A 785-nucleotide genomic window follows, 5' to 3' on the forward strand; every position below is an offset into this window, starting at 1 on the left:
CGTCACGTACTGGGTGCTCATCCTGTCCACCGTGGGCGCCGTGCTGCCCGCGCTCGGCGCCGGCGACACCCCGCTCGCGTTCGCCCTCGCGACGCTCGGCGTCTGGACCTTCTACCTGCTCGTGCGCCGCGGCGTGCGCGCGGCCGCGAACGTCAACCGCATCGTGACGATCGCCAAGGTCGTGCCGATCCTCGTCTTCATCGGCCTCGCGCTGACCGTCTTCGACCCCGCCGTCTTCGCCGCCAACCTCCGGGGCGGCGCGAGCGCCGGGCCGCTGCTCGACCAGGTCCGCGGCACCGTCCTCATCACGGTCTTCGTGTTCATCGGCGTCGAGGGCGCCAACGTCTACTCCCGCCACGCGCGCCGCCGGGCCGACGTCGGCCGCGCGACCGTGCTCGGCTTCCTCGCCGTCCTGGCGATCTTCGCGTCGGTGACGATCGTCTCCTACGGCGTCCTGCCGCTCGCCGACATCGCCGAGTTGCGGCAGCCGTCGATGGCCGGCGTGCTCGAGGCCGCCGTCGGACCGTTCGGCGTTGGGCTGGTCAGCGTCGGGCTCGTCATCTCCGTGCTCGGCGCCTACCTCGCGTGGACGCTCATGGCCGCCGAGGTGCTGCTCGTCGCCGCCGAGGGCCGCGACCTCCCCCGCTTCCTCGCGCGCACCAACGCCGCCGACGCACCCGGGCCGGCGCTGCTCATGTCGACCATCACCACGCAGGTGCTGCTCGTCGTGACGTTCTTCTCCGAGGACGCGTTCACGTTCGCGCTCAACCTCACCAGCGCGCTCG

General features: G+C 72.5%; 1 protein-coding gene. It reads left to right on the plus strand.

All coding sequences use genetic code 11. The annotated features are described in order from the left end of the window. The coding region (locus tag ICW40_RS11840; RefSeq protein ID WP_260459125.1) for an APC family permease at positions 1-785 on the plus strand (785 nt) is incomplete at both ends.

Source organism: Actinotalea ferrariae (genome assembly GCF_019733465.1).
Taxonomy (GTDB): domain Bacteria; phylum Actinomycetota; class Actinomycetes; order Actinomycetales; family Cellulomonadaceae; genus Actinotalea; species Actinotalea ferrariae_A.